Source organism: Streptomyces sp. HUAS MG56 (assembly GCF_058673395.1).
On record NZ_CM178722.1, the window covers coordinates 6,412,138 to 6,426,114 of the forward strand.

At 72.1% G+C, this 13,977-nt stretch carries 15 protein-coding genes; 9 read left to right on the top strand and 6 right to left on the bottom strand.

Features of this window, described 5'->3' with window-relative positions; all coding sequences use genetic code 11:
- Positions 1–71: 71 nt before the first annotated feature.
- Positions 72–668 (top strand): hypothetical protein, encoded by a 597-nt coding sequence (locus AC4OXY_RS30375; RefSeq protein WP_376291185.1) that lies wholly within the window; start codon positions 72–74, stop codon positions 666–668.
- Here the strand turns inward: AC4OXY_RS30375 and AC4OXY_RS30380 are convergent.
- The 4 genes from AC4OXY_RS30380 to AC4OXY_RS30395 all read right to left on the bottom strand — a co-directional run bounded on the left by AC4OXY_RS30380 (position 640) and on the right by AC4OXY_RS30395 (position 3,347).
- The gene (locus AC4OXY_RS30380) at positions 640–1,257 is read right to left on the bottom strand and encodes a Maf family protein (RefSeq protein WP_356026226.1); all 618 of its coding nucleotides are present in this window, start codon (positions 1,255–1,257) and stop codon (positions 640–642) included. The genes AC4OXY_RS30375 and AC4OXY_RS30380 overlap by 29 nt on opposite strands.
- 13 nt (positions 1,258–1,270) lie before the next feature.
- A complete protein-coding gene (mmpB, locus tag AC4OXY_RS30385) occupies positions 1,271–1,399 on the bottom strand; it encodes a morphogenic membrane protein MmpB (protein WP_263636389.1) in 129 nt (42 codons plus the stop codon).
- Positions 1,400–1,480: 81 nt separating this feature from the next.
- Entirely contained in the window at positions 1,481–1,690 is a 210-nt protein-coding gene (locus tag AC4OXY_RS30390) for an acyl-CoA carboxylase epsilon subunit (RefSeq protein WP_356026229.1), read from the bottom strand.
- A gap of 52 nt (positions 1,691–1,742) precedes the next feature.
- Positions 1,743–3,347, bottom strand: coding sequence for an acyl-CoA carboxylase subunit beta (locus AC4OXY_RS30395; protein ID WP_356026231.1), 1,605 nt, complete (start codon positions 3,345–3,347; stop codon positions 1,743–1,745).
- 111 nt (positions 3,348–3,458) lie between these two features.
- Here AC4OXY_RS30395 and AC4OXY_RS30400 point away from each other — a divergent pair, with 111 nt between their 5' ends.
- On the top strand, positions 3,459–4,325 hold the full coding sequence (locus AC4OXY_RS30400) for a biotin--[acetyl-CoA-carboxylase] ligase (RefSeq protein ID WP_491991402.1): 867 nt from the start codon (positions 3,459–3,461) through the stop codon (positions 4,323–4,325).
- Between the two features lie 115 nt (positions 4,326–4,440).
- Entirely contained in the window at positions 4,441–5,547 is a 1,107-nt protein-coding gene (locus AC4OXY_RS30405; RefSeq protein ID WP_356026236.1) for an adenylate/guanylate cyclase domain-containing protein, read from the top strand.
- Between the two features lie 3 nt (positions 5,548–5,550).
- On the opposite strand, the gene AC4OXY_RS30410 is transcribed toward AC4OXY_RS30405, so the two are convergent.
- Entirely contained in the window at positions 5,551–6,150 is a 600-nt protein-coding gene (locus tag AC4OXY_RS30410) for a hypothetical protein (protein ID WP_356026238.1), read from the bottom strand.
- Between the two features lie 197 nt (positions 6,151–6,347).
- Here AC4OXY_RS30410 and AC4OXY_RS30415 point away from each other — a divergent pair, with 197 nt between their 5' ends.
- The 3 genes from AC4OXY_RS30415 to hutH all read left to right on the top strand — a co-directional run bounded on the left by AC4OXY_RS30415 (position 6,348) and on the right by hutH (position 9,992).
- Positions 6,348–7,142: an enoyl-CoA hydratase/isomerase family protein gene (locus AC4OXY_RS30415; protein WP_356026240.1), complete on the top strand. Its 795-nt coding sequence runs from the start codon at positions 6,348–6,350 to the stop codon at positions 7,140–7,142.
- A 62-nt stretch (positions 7,143–7,204) separates the two neighbouring features.
- Positions 7,205–8,350 carry a GGDEF domain-containing protein gene (locus AC4OXY_RS30420; protein WP_491991403.1) on the top strand — a complete coding sequence of 382 codons (1,146 nt, stop codon included), beginning with the start codon at positions 7,205–7,207 and terminating at the stop codon, positions 8,348–8,350.
- A 103-nt stretch (positions 8,351–8,453) separates the two neighbouring features.
- Positions 8,454–9,992, top strand: a complete 1,539-nt coding sequence (gene hutH / locus AC4OXY_RS30425) for a histidine ammonia-lyase (protein ID WP_356026568.1) — start codon at positions 8,454–8,456, stop codon at positions 9,990–9,992.
- Positions 9,993–10,056: 64 nt separating this feature from the next.
- Here the strand turns inward: hutH and AC4OXY_RS30430 are convergent, their stop codons facing one another.
- Positions 10,057–10,404, bottom strand: a complete 348-nt coding sequence (locus tag AC4OXY_RS30430) for an LAETG motif-containing sortase-dependent surface protein (protein ID WP_362818327.1) — start codon at positions 10,402–10,404, stop codon at positions 10,057–10,059.
- Positions 10,405–10,514: 110 nt separating this feature from the next.
- Between AC4OXY_RS30430 and AC4OXY_RS30435 the strand changes: the two genes are divergently transcribed.
- The 3 genes from AC4OXY_RS30435 (at position 10,515) to AC4OXY_RS30445 (ending at position 13,955) form a co-directional block, all read left to right on the top strand.
- Entirely contained in the window at positions 10,515–10,862 is a 348-nt protein-coding gene (locus AC4OXY_RS30435; RefSeq protein WP_356026247.1) for a hypothetical protein, read from the top strand.
- A 226-nt stretch (positions 10,863–11,088) separates the two neighbouring features.
- Positions 11,089–12,330, top strand: a complete 1,242-nt coding sequence (locus AC4OXY_RS30440; RefSeq protein WP_356026250.1) for a L,D-transpeptidase — start codon at positions 11,089–11,091, stop codon at positions 12,328–12,330.
- A 149-nt stretch (positions 12,331–12,479) separates the two neighbouring features.
- The gene (locus AC4OXY_RS30445) at positions 12,480–13,955 is read left to right on the top strand and encodes an ABC transporter permease (RefSeq protein WP_491991404.1); all 1,476 of its coding nucleotides are present in this window, start codon (positions 12,480–12,482) and stop codon (positions 13,953–13,955) included.
- The last annotated feature ends 22 nt before the right edge of the window (positions 13,956–13,977 follow it).

The window sequence follows — 13,977 nt, forward strand, 5'->3', positions numbered from 1 at the left end:
AGCGTTCGCGATGTACCGAACGTACCTGGGGTAACTGGAACGCTGGCACGAGAGTGGGTGGATCCGCGGTGGTGCGCAGACCTGTGGCGTGGGTCGTGGCGGTCGTCCTTCTGGCGGAGGCGGTCTTCATCGCGGCGCTGAACTGGTTCCTGGGAATCGTCGTCGACCGGCAGGACATGTCCCTGGCCGGCCTCGACCCGTCGACGATGGCGACGTCCTCGAAGATCGGCGGCGTCGTCTTCGGCCTCTACTTCGCCCTGTGCGCCCTGGTGGCCGTCCTGGTCGCGATACGCGACCGCGCCCCCGCGGGCTTCGGCCGGGTCGTGCTGATCAGCGCCGCGGTCGTGCACGGCCTGCTGGGGGCGTTCGCCTGGGGGCTGGTCGGCTGGACGGCGTTCCTGTTCATGGTGGTCGTGCTCGGGCTCATCGTCCTGCTGCTGATGACGTACGACCGTGACGGCGGGGTGCGGCCGGACGCCTCCGGCGGCGGGGCGGGAGCGGGCGGGGAGCCCGCGGCCGCCGGCGAGCCGGGCTCCGCCCCGGCTCCGGGAGCGGCGGCCGTCCCGGCGCCGCGTACGGCCCCCGGCGAGCCCCGGGACGGGGACGGGGACCCGCAGGACTCCGTACCCGCCCAGCTCGTCATTCGGCCGGTGCCCACAACTCCGTGATGCCGATGCCCAGTTCGGCCAGCAGCTTGCGCACCAGGGGCAGGCTGATGCCGATCACGTTGCCGTGGTCGCCGTCGATGCCCTCGATGAACGGCGCCGAACGGCCGTCCAGGGTGAAGGCCCCGGCGACGTAGAGGGGCTCGCCGGAGGCGACGTACGCGGCGATCTCGTCGTCCGAGGGCTCGCCGAAGCGGACGACGGTGGAGGCGACCGCGGCGACGTACCGGTTGGCCTCCGTGTCCCAGAGGCAGTGTCCGGTCTGGAGGGTGCCGGCCCGGCCGCGCATCGCCTTCCAGCGGGCGGTGGCCTCCTCGGCGTCGGCGGGCTTGCCGAGGGCCTGGCCGTCCAGCTCCAGCACCGAGTCGCAGCCGATCACCAGGGCGCCGTGCACCTCCGGCTTGGCCGCCACCACCGAGGCCTTCGCCTCGGCGAGGGCGAGGGCCAGCTCGGCCGGGGTGGGGGCGGTGACGGCGTCCTCGTCGACCCCGCTGACGATCACCTCGGGTTCGAGGCCGGCCTGGCGCAGGAGGCCCAGACGGGCGGGGGACTTCGACGCGAGGATGAGTCGCCTGCGGCGCGTTGCGGTCATGGGGTCAGATTACTCACCTCAGACCGATCACCAGCATCGCCAGGATCATCGCCACGGCCATGAAGAGACCGAGCCGCCGGAGCATGTCCTGCGCTTCGCGCAGGTCCTCCGGCGGCTCGTCTTCAGGGTCTGACCAGAGCACGCGTCCAGCGTGCGGTGCGGTGGCGGGCGCGCGCCTGAGTACGGCTACTCAAGTTGGCGCACGGTCTCGTCCACCGAAGCGTCAGGCCGGCCAGTACGTGCGCGTCCACGACGCCGGGCCCGGGTTCGGGACGCGCCTGGCCGCGATGCGGGACGGGTCGGACCACGCGTCCCGCGGGCCGCTCGCGCCGGGCGGCGTTGTCGCTGCCACCGCGGCGCGGGCGCGGACCACCGCCAGGGCGGCGGCCAGCTCCTCCGGGGTCGGGTTGCCTCGTACGACCTTGATGTTCATGACCGCTCCCAGGGGCAGCACGGCTTGGCGGGGACTTGGGGGGGACCAGCGACTAGAGAGGGATGTTGCCGTGCTTCTTCGGGGGCAGGGATTCCCGCTTCGTACGCAGTTGACGCAGGCCGCGGACGATGTGGGCGCGGGTGTCGGACGGCATGATCACCGCGTCGATGTAGCCGCGCTCGGCCGCCACGTAGGGGTTGAGGAGGGTGTCCTCGTACTCCTGGATCAGGCGGGCGCGGACGGCTTCGAGATCCTCGCCGTTCGCCTCCGCCTCGGCGATGGTCCTGCGGTGCAGGATGTTGACCGCGCCCTGGGCGCCCATGACGGCGATCTGGGCGGTCGGCCAGGCCAGGTTGAGGTCGGCGCCGAGGTGCTTGGAGCCCATGACGTCGTAGGCGCCGCCGAAGGCCTTGCGGGTGATGACCGTGATGAGGGGGACGGTGGCTTCCGCGTAGGCGTAGATCAGCTTCGCGCCGCGGCGGATGATGCCCTCGTGCTCCTGGCCGACGCCGGGCAGGAAGCCGGGGACGTCCACGAAGGTCAGCACCGGGATGTTGAACGCGTCGCAGGTGCGCACGAAGCGGGCGGCCTTCTCGCTGGCCGCGATGTCCAGACAACCGGCGAACTGCATCGGCTGGTTGGCGACGATGCCGACCGGGTGGCCCTCGACCCGGCCGAAGCCGGTGAGGATGTTCGGCGCGAACAGGGCCTGGGTCTCGAAGAACTCGCCGTCGTCCAGGACGTGTTCGAGCACCGAGTGCGCGTCGTACGGCTGGTTCGCGCTGTCCGGGACGAGGGTGTCGAGTTCGCGGTCCTCGTCGCTGACGGCGAGGTCCGCCTCCTCCGGGAAGACCGGGGGCTCGGAGAGGTTGTTGGAGGGGAGGTAGGAGAGGAGCTGCTTGACGTACTCGATCGCGTCCTTCTCGTCGCCCGCCATGTGATGGGCCACGCCGGAGGCGGTGTTGTGCGTGCGGGCGCCGCCCAGTTCCTCGAAGCCGACGTCCTCGCCGGTGACCGTCTTGATGACGTCCGGGCCGGTGATGAACATGTGGGACGTCTGGTCGACCATGACCGTGAAGTCCGTGATCGCCGGGGAGTAGACCGCGCCGCCGGCGCACGGGCCCACGACCAGGCTGATCTGCGGGATCACACCGGAGGCGTGGGTGTTGCGGCGGAAGATCTCGCCGTACGCGCCGAGGGAGGCGACGCCTTCCTGGATGCGGGCGCCGCCGGAGTCGTTGATGCCGATGACCGGGCAGCCGGTCTTCAGCGCGAAGTCCATGACCTTGACGATCTTCTGGCCGTAGACCTCGCCGAGGGCGCCGCCGAAGACCGTGAAGTCCTGGGAGAAGACGGCGACCGGGCGGCCGTCCACGGTGCCGTAGCCCGTGACGACGCCGTCGCCGTACGGGCGGTTCTGCTCCAGGCCGAAGTTGGTGGAGCGGTGGCGGGCGAACTCGTCCAGTTCGACGAAGGAGTCCTCGTCGAGGAGGAGGGCGATGCGCTCACGGGCCGTCAGTTTGCCCTTGGAATGCTGCTTTTCGACCGCACGTGCCGAGCCGGCGTGCGTCGCCTCGTGAATACGGCGCTCGAGATCCGCGAGCTTGCCCGCGGTCGTATGGATGTCGATCTCTTTGCGCTCTGCCGGCTCGGACATCGGGATCGCGGCTCCCTGCCTGCTCAAAAGGGGGGACGATTACTCATCCGTAGCGTAGTGGCGTGCCTACCGATCAGCAGTGCGGCGTTTCCCACACCTAGGGTGGCTTGCATGACGCCCCGAGATGCAGCAGACGACAACGGCAGCCGCTGGTCCGACCTGGACCGTCCCCCTCTCAACGCCGGTGCGCTGCGGCGCGCCCTGGTGCGGGACGGGGGCCTGTGGACCGAGGTGGAGGTGGTCCAGCGCACCGGGTCCACCAACAACGACCTCGTGGCGCGGGCCGCCGCGGGGGACGTGGCGGAGGGCGTGGTGCTGGTCGCGGAGGAGCAGACCGCTGCGCGGGGGCGGCTGGACCGGCGCTGGACGGCGCCGCCGCGGTCGGGGCTGTTCTTCTCCGTGCTGCTGCGGCCCGCCGGGGTGCCGGTGGCCCGGTGGGGCTGGCTGCCGTTGCTCACCGGGGTCGCCGTGGCGACCGGGCTGTCCCGGGCGGCGGGTGTCGACACGGCGCTGAAGTGGCCGAACGACCTGCTGGTGACCGTCGGCGGAGAGGAGCGCAAGGCCGGTGGCATCCTCGCGGAGCGGGCGGGGGAGGACGGTGTCGTCATCGGCGTCGGCATCAACGTCTCGCTGCGGACGGAGGAACTGCCGGTGCCGCAGGCGGGATCGCTGGCGCTGGCCGGGGCGGCGGGGACGGACCGGGATCCGCTGCTGCGGGCCGTGCTGCGGGCGTTGGAGGAGTGGTACGGGCGCTGGCGGGAGGCCGGTGGGGATCCGGGCGCCTGCGGGCTCCAGGAGATCTACGCCGCCGGGTGCGCGACGCTGGGGCGCAGTGTGCGGGCGCTGCTGCCGGGGGACCGGGCGGTGGTGGGGGAGGCCGTCGCCGTGGACGGGGACGGGCGGTTGGTCATCGCCACGGCGGAGGGGGTGCAGGAGCCCGTGGGGGCGGGGGACATCGTGCATCTGCGGCCTGCCTGACGAAGGGGCGCGGGGAACCCCCCCCGCCGAACCCGACGGAGTGAGCTGGCGCACACCTGCCGTAGAGTTGAGGCCGGTCGATATCTGACCGTGACAGATCGGAAGGGCAGCAGGCGTGACCGTCGACGACACGGGCTCCGGAGCGGATCCGCAGGCCGCCGACTCCGGCGAGGACCCGCTCGCGCTGCGTCTCGAACACCTCATCCTGGGTGCGGAGCGCCGTTACACCCCCTTCCAGGCGGCCCGTAGCGCCGGTGTCTCCATGGAGCTGGCGTCGCGGTTCTGGCGGGCCATGGGGTTCGCGGACATCGGGCAGGCCAAGGCGCTCACCGAGGCCGACGTGCTGGCCCTGCGGCGCCTTGCCGGTCTCGTGGAGGCGGGGCTGCTGAGCGAGGCCATGGCCGTCCAGGTGGCGCGGTCCACGGGGCAGACCACCGCCCGACTGGCCGAATGGCAGATGGATTCCTTTCTGGAGGGCCTGACCGAGCCTCCGGAGCCGGGGATGACCCGCACCGAGGTGACGTATCCGATCGTCGAGCTGCTCCTGCCCGAGCTGGAGGAGTTCCTGGTCTACGTGTGGCGGCGGCAGCTCGCCGCGTCGGCCGGGCGGGTGGTGCAGACCGCCGACGACGAGGAGATGGTCGACCGGCGCCTCGCCGTGGGGTTCGCCGATCTCGTGGGGTTCACGCGGCTGACCCGGCGGATGGAGGAGGAGGAGCTGGGGGAGCTGGTCGAGGCGTTCGAGACCACCGCCGCCGACCTGGTGGCCGCGCGGGGCGGGCGGCTGATCAAGACCCTCGGTGACGAGGTGCTGTACGCGGCCGATGACGCCGGTACGGCCGCGGACATCGCGCTGCGGCTGGTCGAGACGATGGCCCACGACGAAACGATGCCGGAGCTGCGCGTGGGGATGGCGTTCGGCACGGTCACCACCCGGATGGGTGATGTGTTCGGTACGACCGTGAACCTGGCCTCCCGGCTGACCTCGATAGCGCCGCGCGACGCCGTGCTGGTGGACAGCGCCTTCGCCGAGGAGCTGATCCGCACCGGTGAGGCGCCCGCCTCGGAGACGGAGGCGGCCGAGGCCGCGGCGGCCGCCGAGAAGGAGGGTGAGGAGCCGCCGGCGTACCGCTTCGGGCTCCAGCCGATGTGGCAGCGGCCGGTGCGCGGGCTCGGCGTGGTCGAGCCGTGGCTGCTGGCCCGGCGGGACACCCCCGCCTGACGCTCACCCCCTGGGGCCTCCCGGGGTGTCGACGCAGAGGCCGATCACCGGTACGCACAGTCCGCCCGGGGCCGGGTCCTCGCCGCTCCGGCTCGGAGCGGGAGTGGGCGCGGCGGTGGTGGGGGCGGGACGCGTGGCCGTGGGGGCCGGGTGCGAGGGCGTCGGGGACGGCGTGGCCGTGGGCGGTGGGGTGGTCGCCGGTGCGGGGGGTGCCGTGGCGGCCGTCGGTGCGGCGGGCCGGGCCGCGGTCGGACGGGGCCGTGCCGGCAGCGGGCTGCTGCCGCCCATGGCGGAGGTCGCCGAGGGCAGCGCGGTGGGGGAGCCGGTGACCGAGGCGGCCGTGTTCGCCGCGTGGTCGGTCGTGCCGGTGGTGCGGGGGTCGGCCTCCGCCGTGGCTGGGGAGTCCACCCCCGAGTCGGAGGCCACGCGGACCAGGCTCAGCGCGCCGGCGGCCAGGGCCAGGCCGCCGGCCGCGAGGAGCATCTTGCGGGGGCGCGGCTTGCGGTGCCGACCGCGTCGTACGCCGCCGGGCGGGGTGCTCTCGTCCGGTGCCGCTTCCGTGGTGGAGACGGCCGTACGCAACTGGGCACGTATCGGTGTCATGGCTTCCCTCCCCGCCGTGCGCCCCGGCTCTGCCGTGGCGGACGCACGCTATGCGGTCCTGTGGGTGATGTGCGGGGAGTCGGGCGGGATGTCACTCGAACGGGCGTAGCCCCCCGGGGTTTTCCGGGGTCGGTACGGCTGCGATGATCGGGCCGACAGGGAGTTAACCCGCGTTAACACGTGAGCCGGAGGGTGTCATGAGCGAGGAGCGGTTCGGGGAGTTCGTGCTGGTGCGGCGGCACGGGCAGGTCGCGGAGCTGGTGCTCGACCGGCCCAAGGCCATGAACGCCGTCTCCACGGAGATGGCCCGCTCGCTCGTGGCCGCGTGTACGGCGCTGGCCGCCGACCGGGACGCGCGTGTGGTGGTGCTGACGTCCTCGCACGAGCGGGCGTTCTGCGTCGGGGCCGATCTGAAGGAGCGGAACTCGTTCAGCGACGCGGATCTGCTGCGGCAGCGGCCGGTGACGCGCGGGGCGTACACCGGGGTGCTGGAGCTGCCCATGCCGACGGTGGCGGCGGTGCACGGGTTCGCGCTGGGCGGCGGTTTCGAACTGGCCCTGTCCTGCGACCTGATCGTGGCCGACCGCACGGCGGTGGTGGGGTTGCCGGAGGTGTCCGTGGGGGTCATTCCGGGCGGGGGCGGTACGCAGTTGCTGCCGCGCCGGGTCGGGGCGGCGCGCGCGGCCGAGCTGATCTTCTCGGCGCGGCGGGTGGCGGCGGCGGAGGCGGCCGAGCTGGGGCTGGTGGACCAGCTGGTGGACGAGGGACGGGACCGGGAGGAGGCGCTGGCGCTGGGAGCGCGGATCGCCGGGAACTCGCCGGTCGGGCTGCGGGCCGCCAAGCGGGCGCTGCGGCTGGGGCACGGGCTCGATCTGCGGGCCGGGCTGGAGGTGGAGGACGCGGCGTGGCGCTCGGTGGCGTTCTCCGGGGACCGGGCGGAGGGCGTGGCGGCCTTCAACGAGAAGCGCAAGCCGGAGTGGCCCGGGGAGTGAAGCGGCGCCTCCGGCGGCAGACCGATGTCCCGATTGCCCGGAATTCTCCCTAACCTGGAGTAATGGGTGAGGACAAGCGGCTTGCGGCCGTCGTCGCGCTGGCGCAGGGCATGGCGGCGGCGCGTACCCCACCGGAGACGTGGCAGGCCGCCGCGCTCGGGGCGTGCCGGGCGCTGGACGGCAGTTTCGCCGCGCTGTCCGTGTGGGAGCGGGGGGTGGGGCGGCTCAGGGTCCTGGTGAACGTGGGGGACCGGCGGCCGGACGAGGAGGAGTTTCCCGAGGCGGAGACCTATCCGGTGCACCAGTTCCCGGAGATCACCGAGTTCCTGCACGAGCGGTGGGCGGGCGGGGGCGGGGCCAACGCCTGGGTGGAGACCGCCGAGGGGACGGCCGCGGGCACGCCGGGCTACTTCCACCAGCGCGTTGCCGCCCTGCGCCGGCGCGGGCGTGGCTGCTGTGTCGTCGCCCCCGTTGTGCTGCACGGGCGGGCCTGGGGCGAGTTGTATGTCGCCCGCGGGGTGCGGGCCGCGGTGTTCGGTCCCGGCGACGCCGGGTTCGCGACCGTGCTCGCCGCCGTCGTGGCCGCCGGGCTCGCGCAGAGCGAGCGGCTGGAGGAGGCCCGCCGGCTCGCGTTCACCGACTCCCTCACCGGGCTCGCCAACCGCCGTGCCGTGGACGTCCACTTGGAGGAGGCCGTCGAACGGCACCGCGCCGAAGGCGTGATCGTCAGCCTGGTGGTCTGTGATCTCAACGGGCTCAAGCGGGTCAACGACACCCTGGGGCACGCCGTCGGCGACCGGCTGCTGGAGCGCTTCGGCTCGGTGCTGTCGCTGTGCGGGGCGATGGTGCCGGGCGCGCTGGCCGCGCGGCTCGGCGGCGACGAGTTCTGTCTGCTGGCCGTCGGGCCGCCCGTCGACGACGTCGTCGAGGCCGCCGACGAACTGTGCCGCCGGGCAGGGGAGTTGGAGCCGGGGGAGGGGGTGGCGTGCGGGGTCGCCTCGACCGCGGACGCCATCGGGGAGGTGGGCGACGCGCGGCGGCTGTTCCGGCTCGCCGACGCCGCCCAGTACCGGGCGAAGGCCCTGCGCGCCGAGCGGCCGGTGGTGGCGGGGCGGGAGGGGGCCGAGGATCCGGTCGTACGGCTGGTGGACGAGCCGCCGCATCTCGCGCCCGCCGAGCGGCGGCGGTTCCGCGGGCGTCTGCCGTGAGGCGGAGGGCGTACGGTTCGGTAAGGGTCGCTCCTGATCTCCACTCGTGACATCCACCCTAGTGACATCACCGCATTCAATGCGTACGCTCCTGAATATGGATATGCACACTGTGGTGGTGGGGACGTCCGGTGTCACGGCGTCCGACGTTCTCGCCGTGGCGCGCGGCGGCGCCCGCGTCGAGCTGTCGGCGGAGGCGGTGGCGGCCCTGGCCGCGGCCCGGGGGATCGTGGACGCGCTGGCGGCCAAGCCGGACCCGGTCTACGGCGTCTCCACCGGCTTCGGAGCCCTGGCGACCCGGCACATCAGCCCGGAACTGCGCGCCCAGCTGCAGCGCAACATCGTCCGCTCGCACGCCGCCGGCATGGGGCCGCGGGTCGAGCGCGAAGTCGTACGGGCCCTGATGTTCCTACGGCTCAAGACCGTCTGCTCCGGGCACACCGGTGTGCGGCCCGAGGTCGCGCAGACCATGGCCGACGTCCTGAACGCCGGGATCACGCCGGTCGTCCACGAGTACGGCTCCCTCGGCTGCTCCGGCGACCTCGCCCCGCTGTCCCACTGCGCCCTCACGCTCATGGGGGAGGGCGACGCCGAAGGGCCCGACGGTCAGGTGCGGCCCGCCGGTGAGCTGCTCGCCGCGCACGGGATCGCGCCGGTCGAGCTGCGCGAGAAGGAGGGCCTGGCGCTCCTCAACGGCACCGACGGCATGCTCGGCATGCTGGTCATGGCGCTCGCCGACCTCGACACCCTCTACAAGTCCGCCGACGTCACCGCCGCCCTCAGCCTGGAGGCGCTGCTCGGCACCGACAAGGTGCTCGCGCCCGAGCTGCACGCCATCCGGCCCCATCCGGGCCAGGGCGCCTCCGCCGCCAACATGCTGGCCGTGCTCAAGGGTTCCCAGCTCACCGGGCACCACCAGGACGACGCCCCGCGCGTCCAGGACGCCTACTCGGTGCGCTGCGCCCCGCAGGTCGCCGGCGCCGGGCGGGACACCATGGCGCACGCCCGGCTCGTCGCCGAGCGCGAGCTCGCCTCCGCCGTCGACAACCCCGTCGTCCTGCCCGACGGGCGGGTCGAGTCCAACGGCAACTTCCACGGTGCCCCGGTCGCCTACGTCCTGGACTTCCTCGCCATCGCCGCCGCCGACCTCGGCTCCATCGCCGAGCGCCGCACCGACCGGCTGCTCGACAAGAACCGCAGCCACGGCCTGCCGCCGTTCCTCGCGGACGACGCCGGTGTCGACTCCGGGCTCATGATCGCCCAGTACACCCAGGCCGCGCTCGTGAGCGAGCTGAAGCGGCTCGCCGTGCCCGCGTCCGCGGACTCCATCCCCTCCTCCGCGATGCAGGAGGACCACGTGTCCATGGGCTGGTCGGCCGCGCGCAAGCTGCGCACCGCCGTCGACAACCTCACCCGGGTCATCGCGGTCGAGCTGTACGCGGCCACCCGCGCCATAGAGCTGCGCGAGGGTCTGACCCCGGCCCCCGCCTCGCAGGCCGCCATCGAGGCCGCGCGCGGCGCCGGGGTGCGGGGCCCGGGCCCGGACCGGTTCCTCGCGCCCGACCTGGCCGCGGCCGACGCCTTCGTGCGCGGCGGCCACCTGGTCACCGCGGTCGAGTCGGTCACCGGTCCGCTGCAGTAGGGGACGGCAGCACAACAGGGCCCCCGCCGGTGCGGGGGCCCTGTTGCCACGTCAGGTCGGCGGTTCAGAAACCCAGTCGCTCGCGGCGCACCGAATACACCACGAACCCGGCGCCCACGGCGAGGAAAAGGGTGCCGCCGACGACGTACGGCGTCGTGTCGGGGCTTCCGGTGTCGGCGAGTTCGGTGGCGTCGGCGGCGTCCTGTGCGGTCGCGGAGGTCGCCCGCGAGACCGCTCGGGCCTGCTGCGTGATCGACGTCGTGGAGTACGACGAGTACTCGGACACGGCCGCTCTGGCCCTGGTGTCCGCCGGGGAGTCCTGCGAGGCGTTCGCGGACGGGACGAACCACAGCGCGCAGAGCAGAGTGCCCGCGGCGGTGGCGGTCAGCAGCGGACGGCGAGCGGATGACACGGAATATCGATCCCCCTTGTGACGCTGGCGAATTGGCCGTGTGAGGCGATGTTAGTGAAAGGCGCGGGTCACAGGAAAGTCACAAGGGGTTTCAGTCGTACGCTCGCGCCATGAGCGACGAAGAGACATCACGTTTTGTGCGGCTTCGGGTGGAGTTGGTCCTTGAGGTGCACGGCGAGGACGAGATCACCAAGGCCGCGCTGGACCGGCTCGCGCGGGATCCGGAGCTGCCGGAGGCCGAGCGGGCCCATGCCGAGGGCGCTGTGACGGAAGACACCGCGGAGGCCCTCGCCTATCTCGTGGATCCGTTCGACCTGGTCAGCGAGGTGCCCGGGGTGGAACTCCAACAGGCGTCCTGGTCGAGCGAGCGGATCGCCTACGACCCTGATTCGCCCGACTGGGACCTGGACGAGGATGATGTGGACGGCGACGACGAGGAAGTGGGCGGCATGGTCTGAGCGTCCCGGGGGCAGTGTTGGCCCCGGACGGCAACCGCCGTCCGGGGTTTCGTCGTCTCAGACAGCGCACGAGCCGCCTCCCGCACCCTCCGCTCCGTCGCGGACGTGGTGTGCCCCACAGATCCACTGGATCCGGAACGGGACGACGTGGCCGTAGCGTTGAAGGTTAAAGGTCTTACGGGGACTCTCGGGGATTCGCGACTCGGCAACGATGGAGAAGCTTGTGATGACGGACAGTAAGCGGCGCAGGAGCCTGATGGCCGCGTCCGCCCTGCTCGGCAGTGTGCTGATGCTCTCGGCGTGTTCCGGCGGCGGCAAGGCCTCCGCCGGCGGCGACAGCTCGCAGGCCAAGGCCGACGCGGCCGCTGCGAAGAAGTCGTCCGAGGCGCAGATCACGATCACGCCGAAGGACGGCTCCGACAACGCCTCCATCAACAACTCCGCCGCCGTCACGGTCACCAAGGGCACCCTGACGGGCGTGCAGATGACCACCCAGGACGGCAAGACCGTCGCCGGGCAGCTCTCCGCCGACAAGCACAGCTGGAAGCCGACCGCCCAGCTGGACCGCTCCACCACGTACAAGGTCGCCGCCGAGGCCACGGACTCCCAGGGCCGCGTGGCGCACGAGAACGCGTCCTTCACCACGGTCTCCCCGGCCAACAGCTTCATAGGCAGCTACACCCCGGACGCCGACTCCACCGTGGGCGTCGGCATGCCCGTGTCGATCAACTTCGACAAGGCGATCTCCAACAAGGCGGCCGTCCAGAAGGGCATCACGGTCACCTCCAGCAGCGGCCAGGAGGTCGTCGGCCACTGGTTCGGCGCCAACCGCCTGGACTTCCGGCCCGAGCAGTACTGGAAGGAGGGCTCCACCGTCACCCTCAAGCTGGCGCTCGACGGTGTCGAGGGCGCGAGCGGCGTCTACGGCGTCCAGCAGAAGACGGTCACCTTCCACATCGGCCGCAACCAGGTCTCCTACGTCGACGCGAAGACCAAGCAGATGAAGGTCACGCAGGACGGCAAGGTCGTCAAGACCATCCCGATCTCCGCCGGTTCGCCCGAGCACACCACGTACGAGGGCCAGATGGTGATAGCGGAGAAGTTCACCCAGACCCGGATGAACGGCGCGACGGTCGGCTTCACCGACTCCGACGGCAAGGGCGAGTACGACATCAAGGACGTGCCCCACGCCATGCGCCTGACCAGCTCCGGCACCTTCATCCACGGCAACTACTGGGGCGCCCCGTCCGTCTTCGGCAGCGTCAACACCAGCCACGGCTGCGTCGGCCTCCAGGACGTCAAGGGGGCGGGCGACAAGAACATGCCGGCCGCGTGGTTCTACAACAACTCGCTGGTCGGTGACGTCGTGGTCGTCCAGAACACCGGTGACAAGACGGTCCAGCCGGACAACGGCCTCAACGGCTGGAACATGAACTGGGCGCAGTGGAAGGCCGGTTCGGCCGTCTGACGCCGCTGATCCCACAGCTTTCTGATGCCGCCCCCCCCGGGGGGCGGCATCAGTGTTTCCGGGCCGGTCATGGGCGGGGCCACAGCCTTCTCATGCTTCTTTTATGTCCGCCTTATGGTGCCATCACGGACCGTACCTAGCTTGCGGCCATGTTCTTCACCTACCTGAGGCGCGAACTGCGCCGCCGCAGAAAGGCGGCCCTCGTCGTCGCCTCCGGACTCGCGCTGGGCATCGCGCTGGTCATCGTGGTCAACTCCGTGTCGAGCGGCATGGGCAAGGCCCAGGACAAGGTGCTCCAGTCGCTGTACGGCCTGGGCACGGACATGACGGTGACCAAGGCGGCGAGCGCCGACACCGGGAACGCGCAGCGGCCGCGCTTCCAGTTCGGCGCCAAGGCCGACGGCGACAGCTCGACGCAGAGCAGCGACCGCGTCATGGTGCAGGGCTTCACCACCCTGGCCTCCTCCACCGTCACCGAGGTCGGCGACCAGCAGGGCGTCTCGTCCGCCGTGGGCGGGCTGAGCCTGCGCGTGCTCAAGGTCAGCGGTCAGTTCACCCGCGGCCAGTTCCAGCAGAACGGGGGAGACGCCGGCGGCTTCCGCCGGGGCGGCGGGACCGGCGGGCCGCAGGGCGAGGTCAAGGGCGGCGGCGCCAACTTCGACGTCAACCAGTACTCGGTCTTCGGTACCGACGTGGCCAGGCCGGAACTCGGCCCGCTGACCTCTTCCAAGATCACCAGCGGCCGTACGTTCACCACGGCCGAGACGGACGCGAAGGTCGCCGTCGCCGACGCCTCGTACGCCAGGGAGAAGAGCCTCAAGGCCGGCTCCACGGTGACCATCAAGAACGTGAAGTACTCGGTCATCGGCATCGCGACGGCCACCAGCGGCGACGCGGCGGCCAACCTGTACATCCCGCTCAAGCAGGCCCAGACCCTGAGCGACAACGCGAACAAGGTCACCACGATCTACGTCAAGGCGACCGACTCCCAGAAGATCGACTCCGTCAAGAGCGCGATCCAGAAGAACGTCTCGGGTACGACGGTCACCACCTCCGCCGACCTGGCGAAGACGGTCTCGGGCTCCCTGTCCACCGCCTCCTCCCTCGCCACCAACGTCGGTAAGTGGCTGTCCATCGCCGTGCTGGTCGCCGCCTTCCTGGTCGCGGGCCTGCTCACCTCGTCCGCGGTCTCCCGCCGCGTCCGCGAGTTCGGCACGCTGAAGGCGCTGGGCTGGAGGTCGGGCCGGGTGACCCGGCAGGTGGTCGGCGAGGCCATGGTCAACGGCCTGGTCGGCGGCGCCCTCGGCATCGCGCTCGGCCTGGCCGGCGCCTACGTCGTCACGGCCGTCAGCCCGACGCTCCAGGCGCAGTTGGGCGGTGGCGGCGGCACGGGCGGCGGCGGATTCGGCGGCGGAGGCGGGTTCGGTGGCGGTGGCGGCGGCTTCGGCGGTCCGGGCCGCCAGGCCGCGAAGACCCTGGAGGTCGCCCTGACGGCCCCGGTCAGCGTCACGACGATCGTCCTCGCGGTGGGCCTCGCGGTGGCGGGCGGCCTCGTCGCCGGGGCGTTCGGCGGGTGGCGCGCGTCGCGGCTGCGGCCGGCGGACGCGCTGAGGCGGGTGGAGTAGGGCCGCTCGTCCGTCAGTACGC